Source organism: Blastomonas sp., assembly GCF_041747255.1.
Taxonomy (GTDB): Bacteria; Pseudomonadota; Alphaproteobacteria; order Sphingomonadales; family Sphingomonadaceae; genus Blastomonas.
The window spans coordinates 1-11,510 of the sequence record NZ_JBGTFM010000062.1; the positions used below are offsets into that span (position 1 = coordinate 1).

General features: G+C 60.7%; 7 protein-coding genes. 5 read left to right on the plus strand and 2 right to left on the minus strand.

The window, feature by feature from the left end; all coding sequences use genetic code 11:
- Window positions 1-322: 322 nt before the first annotated feature.
- Both ACEW8G_RS02285 and ACEW8G_RS02290 read right to left on the minus strand, forming a co-directional pair.
- The gene (locus ACEW8G_RS02285; protein WP_373486828.1) at window positions 323-2,527 is read right to left on the minus strand and encodes a M13 family metallopeptidase; all 2,205 of its coding nucleotides are present in this window, start codon (window positions 2,525-2,527) and stop codon (window positions 323-325) included.
- A 191-nt stretch (window positions 2,528-2,718) separates the two neighbouring features.
- The gene (locus ACEW8G_RS02290) at window positions 2,719-4,365 is read right to left on the minus strand and encodes an alkaline phosphatase (protein ID WP_373486829.1); all 1,647 of its coding nucleotides are present in this window, start codon (window positions 4,363-4,365) and stop codon (window positions 2,719-2,721) included.
- 222 nt (window positions 4,366-4,587) lie between these two features.
- On the opposite strand from ACEW8G_RS02290, the gene ACEW8G_RS02295 reads away from it, so the two are divergent.
- The 5 genes from ACEW8G_RS02295 to ACEW8G_RS02315 form a co-directional block, all read left to right on the plus strand.
- The gene (locus tag ACEW8G_RS02295) at window positions 4,588-4,998 is read left to right on the plus strand and encodes a hypothetical protein (protein WP_373486830.1); all 411 of its coding nucleotides are present in this window, start codon (window positions 4,588-4,590) and stop codon (window positions 4,996-4,998) included.
- A 423-nt stretch (window positions 4,999-5,421) separates the two neighbouring features.
- Window positions 5,422-7,002 carry a hypothetical protein gene (locus ACEW8G_RS02300; protein WP_373486831.1) on the plus strand — a complete coding sequence of 527 codons (1,581 nt, stop codon included), beginning with the start codon at window positions 5,422-5,424 and terminating at the stop codon, window positions 7,000-7,002.
- A 58-nt stretch (window positions 7,003-7,060) separates the two neighbouring features.
- A complete protein-coding gene (locus tag ACEW8G_RS02305) occupies window positions 7,061-9,754 on the plus strand; it encodes a TonB-dependent receptor domain-containing protein (protein ID WP_373486832.1) in 2,694 nt (897 codons plus the stop codon).
- A gap of 192 nt (window positions 9,755-9,946) precedes the next feature.
- Window positions 9,947-10,843: a type II secretion system protein N gene (locus ACEW8G_RS02310; RefSeq protein ID WP_373486833.1), complete on the plus strand. Its 897-nt coding sequence runs from the start codon at window positions 9,947-9,949 to the stop codon at window positions 10,841-10,843.
- The coding region (locus ACEW8G_RS02315; protein WP_373486834.1) for a secretin N-terminal domain-containing protein at window positions 10,840-11,510 on the plus strand (671 nt) is incomplete at its 3' end. The genes ACEW8G_RS02310 and ACEW8G_RS02315, both read left to right, overlap by 4 nt.

Genomic DNA, 11,510 nt, shown 5'->3' on the forward strand with positions numbered 1-11,510 from the left:
GGGCTGCGCAGCGAGCGCGGCATCGACGGCGGCATCGAGCACCGCCGCATCGCCAAGATCAACCCGCGCCTGCACGCTGCCATTGTTGGGATCGAAGATATCGGACTGACGCTGGCTGGCGGGGGCTGTGACGCCGGGGGCCAGAAAATGGGTGACGGTGCGCATGTGGGCGGCTCTCCTGATAACGCTAGGCTTTGGACGCTGCGTTAGCTTTTGCCCGGGGTGCAGGCAATGGGGCAGAGCAGGCGGCGCGACAGCCGCCACAAAAAAGGGGGCAGCGCGATTTGCGCCACCCCCGTTATGATGTTCGATCAGCCAATATTTACCAGATGCGGATGCGCTCTTCGGGGGGCAGATACAGTGCGTCGCCCGGCTGAACGTTGAACGCCTTGTACCATGCGTCGAAATTGCGCACGACGCCGTTCACGCGGTAATCAGGCGGGGAGTGGGGGTCAGTCTGCAGCTGCTGGCGCAGGAACTGTTCGCGTGACTTGTTGCGCCACACCTGCGCCCATGACATGAAGAAGCGCTGGTCGCCGGTCATGCCGTCGATCACCTTGTCTTCCTTGCCATTCAGGTGGATCTTGTAGGCGCGATAGGCCATCGACAGGCCACCGACATCGCCGATGTTCTCGCCCAGAGTCAGCGTGCCGTTGACGCAGGTCTTGCCATCGTCGAGCGGACACAGAGCATTATATTGTGCGACAAGGGCGCTGGTCAGCTTCTTGAAGTTGGTCTGGTCTTCCGCCGTCCACCAATCGCGCAGCACGCCGTCGCCATCAGACTTCGATCCCTGATCATCGAAGCCATGCCCCATCTCATGGCCGATCACGCCGCCGATGGCACCATAATTGACCGCCGGATCAGCCGACAGGTTAAAGAACGGCGGCTGCAGGATGGCGGCGGGGAAGACGATCTCGTTGCGCGGTGGCGAATAATAGGCGTTCACCGTCTGCGGCAGCATGAACCATTCGGTCTTGTCGATCGGCTTGCCCAGCTTGGCGATATTGTCGCGATAGGCCCAGGTGCCCGCCGCGATGGCATTATCGAGCGCCTTGCCGGGGGCGACCATCAGGCTGTCATAGGTCTCGAACTTTTCGGTATAGCCAATCTTGGGCGTGAACTTGGCGAGCTTGTCGCGCGCCTCAACCTTGGTGGCGTCGCCCATCCAGGTGATGTCGTCGAGGTTCGCCGCCATCGCCTTGCGCAGGTTTTCGACCAGATCATCCATCGCCGCCTTGTTTTCTGACGGGAAGTAGCGCGCCGCATAAACCTTGCCGACTGCCTCGCCGAGCGACCCTTCAACCGCTGCGACACTGCGCTGCCAGCGTTCGCGCTGCTTCTGCTGGCCACCGAGCACGGTGCCATAGAAGGCGAAGTTGGCCGCATCGATGTCACTGGGCAGCACGCTGGCGGTGGCCGAAAGGAAGTTGGCCGAAGCCCATGCCTTCCACGTTTCGATCGGCGCGGAATTGACGATCCTGAGCAGCCCGGGGACCCCGCCGCCCAGCTTCGCGAGCTGTTCCGGCGTCAGCTTTTCTGCGGCGATCTCTTCTTCGGTCGGCGGCACCTGCCGTACGATGAAGGACTCCTGATTTTCCACACCAAGCGTCTTCAGCCAGGTCGCGACCGGAAAGCCGTTGCCCATGGCGATCAGTTCCGCCTTGCTGACCTTGTTATAGGTGATGTTGCGGTTGCGTCCGACGCCACGATCCCAATGTTCGGCGGCCATCGCCTTTTCAAGATCGTAGACTTCCTGTGCGGTCTTGGCCGGATCGGCATAGCCCGCCTTGCCGAGCAGGAAGGTGAGATATTCCATATAGGCCGCGCGGATCTTGAGGTTGGCCTCGCTGTCGACCAGATAATAATCGCGATCGGGCAGGCTCAGCCCGCCGGTGCCCATCTGGAAAATATAGGCGTCGGGCTGCTTGGAATCGATTTCAACAAAGCCGTTGACTGGCGAGCGGAACCCGGGCGTGCCGAACAATTTTGCCAGGTCCTCGTGCGTCTTTACCGCCTTGATCTTGTCGAGATAGGGCTGCGCCGGGGCCATGCCTGCGGCATTGATGGCGTCGACATCAATATGGGCATTGTAATAGGCCGCGACCTTGCCTTCCATCGTGCCGGGGTTCGGCTGCGCGGCGGCGAGTTCATCGATGATTTTGCGCACGCGCTGCTCTGACTTTTCCGCCAGCAGCGTGAATGCGCCATAACGGCTGCGGTCGGCGGGGATTTCAAAGCTGTCGAGCCATTTGCCATTGACGTGCGCGTAAAAATCGTCGCCCGGCTTGACCTCGGGCTTCATCAGCGTGGTATCGACCCCCCATGCGCCCCAGTAATCGCGCGCGGTGGTGGTGATACCCTCGGCATCGGCTTCACCGGCAACACTGACGTCGCCGGTGGCTTCGGCTTCGATCAGCAGATCAATGTCGCTATCGGTTGACGCATGGGTGGAAGGATTAGCGAACGCAGGCGCGGCGACGAACGCGATCGCCGCGACCGACGCGAACAATGATGCTTTGCGCATAATGTGATGAGCTCCCTTGGATTATCTAAGGCCCGGACATCCGAGCGCATCCGCTGCGATGGACGCAGCGGCTATATAGAGGAGCCTATGAGAGGCATCGCTGTACAGCAACGCTTTTCGTCGAGCCGCCGGTCTGTATCGACAAACGACAGTCGTGACAGGGCAGGCGACTTGGTTCAGGCGATTGTCGATCAGCCCGGCGCGCTCATGATCCGCCGTCCGGGCAGCACTGACTGGCTGGCGGTTGAGGTCATGTCGGTGCTGCGCTCGCGGATCGTACGCATCCGGTGCCAGTTCGCAGTTGCGCGCTCCTGCGTCAGGTTGACCGTCATATAGCCACGGCTGCTGGTATCCGCCCATTTGAGTTGCGGGTTGGCGCGAACCAATGCATCGGCGACATCCTTGGCGGCAATGGTCGGCGCATAGGCTTCAAATCCGGGCGAGGAGACCGAATGTCCGGCAAACTCGACCCCGGCAGGTTTGCCGTCGGCCTCCAGATCAAAGCCCCAGCCGTTGTGGCTGTCGCCCGAGAGCACGATCAGGTCGCTTGCGGCCGCTTGTGCGGATTTCAGCAGCGCCTCGCGCTGCACCGGGTAGCCGTCCCACGCGTCCATGTTGAACGGCAGGCCTGCCCTGGCCGCCGCCATGCCGGCAGCGGCGCGCATCTTAACGATTGCCGGCGCGTCGCTCGGCACCCATTGCGCGGTTTCGGGCGGCAGCTTCAGCGATCCCATGACGCATTGCTGCGCCCACACCTGCCAGCGCGTGCCGCCTGACTTGGACGCAGCAAACTGTGCCCCCAACCATTGTGCCTGATCGTCGCCGAGCATCTTGCGCGCCGGGTATTGCCAGGTGTCGTCGCGGAACGCCTTGAGTGCCGCAGCAAGATCGCCGCCCTTGGCCAGCACCCCGCCCAGATCGGCGGGCTCATCACGCCCGGTAAGGCGGCTTTCGGTGCGGATCAGGGTCGCCAGATTGCCGATCTGGTAGCTGCGCCACAAGGTGCCCCCCGGGGCAAGATCGGCCACCGGCATCCATTCGTGATAGACCTGCTCGGCGATCCGCCGCCGGGTGGCGTAATCGCCCTCGGTCTCGGGCTGATGATTTTGCGCGCCTTCTCGCCAGGCATCGTTCGTGATCTCATGGTCGTCCCACATCGCAACCATCGGCGCGACCTGATGCAGCCGCTGCAGATCAGCATCGGCGCGGTATGAGGCGTAGCGCAGGCGATAGTCGGCCAGCGTCACCATCTCATGGTCGGGTTGCACGCTACGCCCGGGCAGCGCCTGACCGCGTGCCGGATAGACATCGAGACCATATTCATAAAGGTAATCACCCAGATGCACGGTGAGGTCGATATCCTGACGCGTGGCGGCATGGGCATAAGCGTTGAACCAGCCAAACGGCAGGTTCGAGCATGAAAACACGCCCAGGTTGAAGTTCTGTGTCTCGCCTACCGGCAAGGTGCGGGTGCGACCCACCTGTGACATGCTGCCATCGGGTGCGACGAAGCGGAAGAAATACCACTTGCCCGGCGCGAGGCCGCTGACGGTCAGCTTGGCGATATGATCGCGCGCGCCACTGGCGCTCACCGATCCGCCCGCAACCGGCCTGGTAAAGTCGAGCGATTCGGACACCTCGGCAGTCAGCTGCGCGTCACTGTCGGCAACGAACCGCGTCCACAGCAGCACCGAATTTGCCGAGGGCTCGCCGCTCGCCACACCATGGGTGAAGCCTCGCGCCGCATAGAGTGCCAGCGCCGCGCCGGGGATCGAGAGCGCGGCGAGCCCGAAGGTGCCGGCCTGGATGAGCATACGACGGTCAAGGATCATGGTCATGGGAGTGACGCTCCGTAGGTGGCTGACGGCAACATAGCCTGTGATGCCAACCCCTTTGCCGCGCGTCCATGTCGGCCGTGTGACAATCGTCAGATTGGCTGACGCCGACCCGTAGATTACAATTTTATGACATTTGAGCGCAATTTATATGACAATTTCATTGCATCAAGTGTCACAAAGTTGTAATATTGCCGTCTCGCATTACGAAAAGGACACTATGACATGAAGTACCAAGTTATCACCATCGCGGTTCTTGCCGCCCTCGGCAGCGCTGCGCCTGGCCTTGCCCAGCCCGTGCAGACGCCGGCGGCGGCACAGGAAATCGGTTATGAATCCGGCGCGCTCGGTTATGCTGCGCTGGTTGAGGGCAATTACAGTGACGCGCTCGCCCAGATGCAGGCGGCGGAAAAACAGGTTTCAACGGCTGCGAGGCGCGATCCGGCCCGGTTGATCAACATGGCGCTGGCTTATGCCAAGCTCGGCGATATTGCCGCCGCCCGCAGTCATTATGAGGCGGCAATCGCTTCGCCTGTGTCATTCGATGTCATTCTGTCGGATGGGCGGGTGATGAACAGCCGTATTGCGGCGCGAACAGCCTTGCAACGGCTCGACCGGGGCTACGCCAAACGCTGAGTCGCAAACTGCAACGATCGTTACATCTGCTAGCGAAACCGCCCGGTCAGGCCCCGTCTGGCCGGGCATTTATATGGCGATGCCGGATGTTCGGTGTGGCATTGACGCAACGGCATGCAATCTAGTTACATAGCCAGGATTAAATTTGAGGCGTCTGCCGCATGCGATGAACCGTCGATCGGATCGGTCCAAAACCCGCCGGGTTGCAAGGATTATCAGACGCGTCGAACATTTGGCCGCAATCGATTTACGCAATTCTGTAACTTAAGCGTCTCGTCACTGTCACTGAAATAGCGATTCAACTTCATCATCTCTGCCTATCTGACTTCCCGAACGGCGGTCCGGGGGGTGGCATTCACATCATCTCCGCTTCGTTCGTCACGAAATCAGACTTGGTCCAAGTCAGCAGTATGCGGAGATACAATGATGCTTAACGCACGAGTTCGTTCAGTCCTGATGGCCACGGCCGCAGCACTTGTTGTCACCGCTTGCGGTGCAGATGACATCGCATCGCCCGGCGAAGGCGTGATCGTGATCCCGGCACCTGCGCCGGCACCTGCTCCTGCTCCCGCCCCAAGCCCGACTCCGACCCCCACGCCGCCTGCTACTGTCACCCCGGCTGCTGGCTGCCCGTCGGCACTGTTTACCGATCGCGGTACGATTTCTGGCCCGACCGGAACCTATCGCAACTGCGAATTCCCCAGCCGGTTCACGGCCAACACTCAGATTTCGCGCTCTCCTGGCGTTATTTACTCGCTTGGCGGCCGCGTTGATGTTGGCACCGATCAGGGTGCAGCCAGCACCGGCAACAATGTCACGTTAACGATCGATCCCGGCGTGGTTATCTTCGGTGCGACCGGCGTGTCGTTCTTTGTTGTCACCCGCGGCAATCGCATCGATGCGGTCGGTACCCCGACCCAGCCGATCATCTTCACCGGCCGTCAGAATGTGACCGGCGCTGCCACTGACGATACCTCGCAGCTCTGGGGCGGTGTGGTGCTTCTGGGCCGTGCCCCGATCACCGATTGCCTTGCTTCTGGAGCCGCTCCGGGCACTGTCGCTTGCGAACGTGACACCGAAGGCACCAGCAACGCGCTTTATGGCGGTGCACAGCCCGGCGACAACAGCGGCACGATGCGTTTTGTCCAGATCCGCTATTCGGGCTTCGTGCTCAGCGCCAACAGCGAATTGCAGGGCCTGACGCCGTCTGGTACCGGATCGGGCACGGTGATCGATCACGTTCACGTGCACAACAGCTCGGACGATGGCATCGAAGTATTCGGGGGTCGCGGCAACATGAAGCACCTGGTCATCACCGGGGCCGAAGATGACAGCCTTGACACCGACGTCGGCTACAAGGGTTTCGTACAGTATGTCATCGGCATTCAGCGCGCGAATGTGGGCGATTCGATGCTTGAAATCGACTCTGACAACGCCAACGATGGTCAGACGCCCCGTCAGAACGTTCGTCTGTCGAACTTCACCTTCATCAAGAACGGTGACAACCGCGCAGGCAACAACGGCGTGGGTATCCTGCTGCGCGGCGGTGCTGACTATTCGTTCTTCAACGGCATCATGCTCAGCCCGATCCTTCCGTGTCTGGCAATCAGCCGTCCGCAGACGGCATCGACCACGGTTGATGCATCGATTGACGAAGCCGGCGCGCCGGTGTTCCGTTCGGTCGCGTTCCAGTGCCCGTCGGGCAATGCGTTCAGCGGTCGTAACGGTGTGACCAACGATCAGGTGGCAGCGCTCTTTAACGCCGGTACCAATGTCAGCACAAACTTCTCTCCCACGCTGACGTCGATCTATATCAACGGCGCGAATGAAACCGCCGTCCCCGCGTTCAACGCCAACACGATCAACAGCTTCTTCGACACCACCACTTATATCGGTGCGGTGCGCGATGCGAATGACCGTTGGTTTGCGGGCTGGACCTGCAATTCCAGCTTCGCGAACTTTGGTACGACGAGCGGCAGCTGCACCTCGCTTCCTGTCACGTAAGCACGATTATGCAGAGCCAGGCCTTGTGCCTGGCTCTGCCCATTTTTGGGGGTTTTCCATGCCAATGCCGCTCACTTTTGCGGGTTCGCTCCTGCTGACCACCGCGCTTGTTGCTCCGGCAACTGCCTTTGCCCAAACCGCTGAACCAGCCCAGACAGCTGAACCAGAAGCACCGGTTGGTGAAGCACAATCGGAAGGAGAGGATGTCGAGATTTCCGGACCCGGTGCTGGCAATCAGGAAATCGTGGTGCGCGGGCGTTTCATCCCCAATACGCTGCGCACCAACACCGAGGTGGTCTCTGTGCTGTCCTCGGCAGACATCGCGCGGACGGGCGAGGGCGACATCGCGGGCGCACTCGAGCGTGTGACGGGCCTCAGCGTCGTCGGCAACGGCTTTGTGTATGTGCGCGGTCTTGGCGACCGCTATTCGCTGGCACTGCTCAACGGTTCGCCGCTGCCCAGCCCCGAGCCGCTCAAGCGCGTGGTGCCTCTCGACATATTCCCGACCAACATCATTGCATCATCGGTGGTGCAGAAGAGCTTTTCGGCAAACTATCCCGGTGAGTTCGGCGGTGGCGCGATCAACCTGACGACGGTGGCGACACCGAACAAACCGTTCCTCACGATCTCGTCCAGCGTGGGCGGCGACACCGAAACTACGTTCGAACTCGGCTATACCTATTTCGGTTCACGCTCTGACTGGACCGGATTTGACAACGGCACCCGCGATGTGCCGCCACTTTTGCAGGCCGCCTTCAACAGCGGCAAACCGATCCTGCTCGGCGCAGATTTTGATCTGCAGGATCTGCAGGCGATCCAGAGGGAACTTGTCAATGCGCCGACGACGGTACTGCAGCGCAACCGCAACATTCCGGTCAACTGGTCCTTTGGCGTGTCTGGGGGCACCACCATTCCAATTGGCGCGGCGGACCTCGGCCTGATTGCATCGGCCAACATCAGCAACAAATGGTTGACCCGTCAGACCCTGCAACAGGTTGCGGGCACCCAGGACCTGTCGGGCGACCCGGTGAGCGAATTTGACCGGGTGATCACCGATAACCGTATCGTTGTAAGCGGGCTGTTTGGTGCGGCGCTTGAATTTGGCGAGCAGAAAATCCGTTGGACCAACCTTTACATTCGCGACACGCTGAAGCAGGCCCGATTGGGGATTGGCACGAATGTCAACGCGTTTGAAACCGAACTGTTGGAGCAGGACACTGCCTGGTTTGAGCGGCAGCTGATCAATAGTCAGGTTGTTGGAGAGTTCAAGTTCGGCGATTTGTCTTTGAACGTCCGTGGTGGTTATGCAAATTCCCAGCGTGAAGCGCCATATGAACGGAGCTTTACCTATGTTCGTTCCACCAATGTTGACCCGAACAATCCACTAAGCGGAAAATTTATCAATGACCTTGGCGGGTCATCGCAGGGCGTCGCATCGATTGCGTTCAGCGACCTAAACGAAGACCTGTGGTTCGGCAGCGGCGATCTGTCCTACCAGGTGCATCCCGATATCACCGCTTCGGTGGGCTATGCCTATACCGATACATCGCGTAGCTCGGTTCGTCGCGCCTTTGTCTATCGCGCCCAGAACCTGCCAATTCCGGTACAACAGTTGCGACCTGACTTTCTGCTGTCCGACGCTACCCAGCAGCTGTTCGACATCTTCCTGCTTGAAACGTCCGCGCAGGATGGCACCGCCGCGTTCCAGGCCGACCTGACCACCCATGCAGCCTATTTCCAGCTGCAGGTGCAGATGGCACCGGGGCTCAGCCTCAATGCCGGTGTGCGCTATGAAGAGGCCAAGCAGACCGTGGTCCCGATCGATCTGTTCAACACCGGTTCGAACCAGATTGTGCCGACCAACCTCAACAACGATTATTTCCTGCCGACTGCCACGGTGACCTGGGAATTCCTTCCTGACATGCAGCTGCGCTTCAACATCTCGAACACCATCGCTCGCCCGCAATTTCGTGAGCTGATCGCGCAGGTCTATCAGGATACTGACAGCAATCGTCTGTTCCGCGGCAACCCGTCGTTGCGCGATAGCGAGCTGTTCAACGCCGAAGTGCGCTACGAATGGTATTTCGACCGTGATCAGCGCCTTTCCGCAGCGGGGTTCTACAAGAAGATCGACAATCCCATCGAGATCTTCACGGCGTTCACCGACAACCAGATCAACACAAGCTTTGCCAATGCTCCCGAGGCGATTTTGTATGGGGCCGAGGTCGAGGCGATCAAATATTTCGACATGGCAAACTGGATTGATGGTTCGTTCTTTGCGACCCGTCGCCTGCTGTTGCTCGCAAATTATACCTACACGCAGTCCGAGCTGAAGGTGGGGCAAAACGATACCGCAATCGTGAACGGTCAGGTGTCCAGCGCGTCCAACTTCTTCTTCGACGGTGCGCCGCTGACCGGTCAGTCGGACCATCTGGTCAATCTCCAGATCGGCCTGGAAGACACCGAACGCCTTTCACAACAGACGATCTTGCTGATCTACAACAGCGACCGCGTTACCAGCCGTGGTCCTTCGGGTCAGCCTGACATCGTCGAGCGGCCCGGACTGCGGCTCGATTTCGTTGCCCGCCAAGGGATTCGTTTGGGCGGTGTCGAAGCTGAACTGAAGTTTGAGGCGCGCAACATCACGCGTACCCGCTATCAGGAATTCCAGCAGGTCGGCGACAATCGGAATTTCTACAATCGTTACGAACTTGGCGCGTCGTTCAACTTTGGCCTTTCCGTCAATTTCTGATCCGGGCTGATCATTTGATCGCATCGTGAAGGGCGGGCCGTGTGCGGCTCGCCCTTCATTTGTTTCGTCGCAACCCAGCGGCAGCGCGATATCAATTCAAATATCTGTCACAATCTGGTAATCCAACCGTCATCCATAGCGCCTAGCAGCATGGACCGGGCCAAGGGGATCGGCCCTGCGAGGGAGTGATTCGTGGCATCAGCGGCCCATCATGGCACGCAGTCCGGCCTTGGCGCATCATTGTCCCGATTCCGTTTCGCCCGATTTAACGTGTTTCCTCAGGTACTTGGCCGCGCCCCCCGGATGAGCCTGTATGACTGGCTTCGCCTGTTGCTGATTTTCGCGCTGCTGGTTCAGGTTGCGCGATTGCTGTGGGTCATTCTCACGCCGATTGCGCCACTGGGCGACTGGCAGGCACGCCAGGCCAATGTTTTGCCGCCGGCATCGCGCGCCGCGCTGTTCGCCAGCTTTGACGGATTTGATCGCGGCGCTGCAACGGGCACCGGCGAGGCGGCAGTCACCTCGCTTGATCTGACGCTCTACGGTCTGCGCATGAACGAGGCATCGGGTGGCGGATCGGCAATCATCGCAGGGTCAGATGGCATCCAGCGCAGTCACCTAGTGGGCACAGAGGTCGCGCCGGGGGTGAAGCTGGTGCAGGTCTTGTTCGATCATGTCGTGCTCGAACGCGGCGGCACGCGCGAAAGCCTGTTCCTTGACCAATCGATCCCTGCCGAAACCGTGGGTGATGTCGCCACCACCGCCACGCCACCTGCGAACAGCTTGCCGGTCGTGTCCGCCGATTCTTTGACCGCAGAGGCGGTGACAACGGGGATCGGCTTTGCGCCGCGCACCGAAAACGGCCGCGTTACCGGATTTGCCGTCACCCCCAAGGGCGACGGCGGCGCCTTTGCGCAGGCGGGCTTCAGGCCGGGCGATATCGTCAGCGAAATCAACGGCCGCAAGATCACATCCGCGCAGGATGGCGCGGCGCTTGCGCAGCAAATCCGCCCCGGTGCCCGCCTGTCGCTGATGATCGAGCGCGGCACCGAAACCCTCCCCATCGCGATGATCATACCGGAACAATGAAAAAACACATTTCAACCCTCGCGCTGTGTGCAGCGCTGATCGTCGCTTCGCCGTTGCAGGCACAGCATACCCTGAACGTGCGCGATGCCGATGTGCGCGCCTTCATCGAAGATGCCGCGCAGGTCACCGGGCGCACCTTCATCATCGATGGCCGGGTGCAGGGCAAGGTCTCGGTGGTCACTGACCGGCCATTGAGCCGCAGCGAATATTTTGAGGTGTTTCTGTCCACCCTGCGCGCCAACGGGTTGATCGCGGTGCCGACCGCCAACGGTGCCTATCGCGTCCAGCCGGTGGACGGCGCTGCCTCAACCGCTGGCCGGGTTGGCGGCAGGCGCGGTGGGCAGAACGAGTTTGTCACCGAGGTGTTCCGTCTGCGCGCGGTCGATGCGACGTCGGCGGTGGAGACTTTGCGCCCGCTGGTCAGCCGCGAAGGATCGATCACCGCCAACCGCAGCGGCAACAGTCTGGTGGTCGCCGATTACGCCGACAACATCCGCCGTATCCGGCAGCTGATAAGCCAGATCGACCGCGACAATGCAACGACGCAGGTGATCACGCTGACCCATGCCGGGGCGCGCGAGATTGCCACGACCTTGCAGCAGCTCGCCCCTCCGCCGGGCGGGGGCGGTGCCGAGGGCGGCGGTGCGGGCGGACCCACGGTGGCGGT

Coding starts and splice junctions, on each gene's coding strand:
- ACEW8G_RS02295 (WP_373486830.1), top strand. CDS start 4,588: ATGAAGTACCAAGTTATCACCATCGCGGTTCTTGCCGCCCTCGGCAGC.
- ACEW8G_RS02290 (WP_373486829.1), bottom strand. CDS start 4,365: ATGACCATGATCCTTGACCGTCGTATGCTCATCCAGGCCGGCACCTTC.
- ACEW8G_RS02300 (WP_373486831.1), top strand. CDS start 5,422: ATGATGCTTAACGCACGAGTTCGTTCAGTCCTGATGGCCACGGCCGCA.
- ACEW8G_RS02305 (WP_373486832.1), top strand. CDS start 7,061: ATGCCAATGCCGCTCACTTTTGCGGGTTCGCTCCTGCTGACCACCGCG.
- ACEW8G_RS02285 (WP_373486828.1), bottom strand. CDS start 2,527: ATGCGCAAAGCATCATTGTTCGCGTCGGTCGCGGCGATCGCGTTCGTC.